The following is a 255-nucleotide window of genomic DNA, read 5'->3' as shown; positions in this document are numbered from 1 at the left end:
TGCGCTATTAAAAGAGGGCATTAGACCATCGATGACCGATGGGTATGACTGTTATCAAAACGCATTAGCAGAGCGTATTAACGGGATATTAAAGCAAGAGTTTTTACTGTATAAATGTCGCAATATGGCAGAGTTAAAACAGCTCGTTGAAGAATCGATATTTATATACAATGAAATGCGACCGCACTTAAGTTTGGATATGAAAACACCAAATCAAGTGCATAAAAAAGACCTGGCGCTTTCGCACCAAGTCTT

General features: G+C 38.4%; 1 protein-coding gene. It reads left to right on the top strand.

Translation table 11 applies throughout. The features are described 5' to 3' along the window. A partial coding sequence (locus PSI06_RS21275) for an integrase core domain-containing protein (protein WP_273604846.1) occupies positions 1 to 255 on the top strand: 255 nt, incomplete at both ends.

Origin of the sequence: Pseudoalteromonas sp. GABNS16E (assembly GCF_028598715.1) — a bacterium.
Classification (GTDB): domain Bacteria; phylum Pseudomonadota; class Gammaproteobacteria; order Enterobacterales; family Alteromonadaceae; genus Pseudoalteromonas; species Pseudoalteromonas atlantica.
The sequence above is the reverse complement of the archived record's forward strand: the minus strand, read 5'-3'. Positions and strand labels throughout refer to the sequence as shown.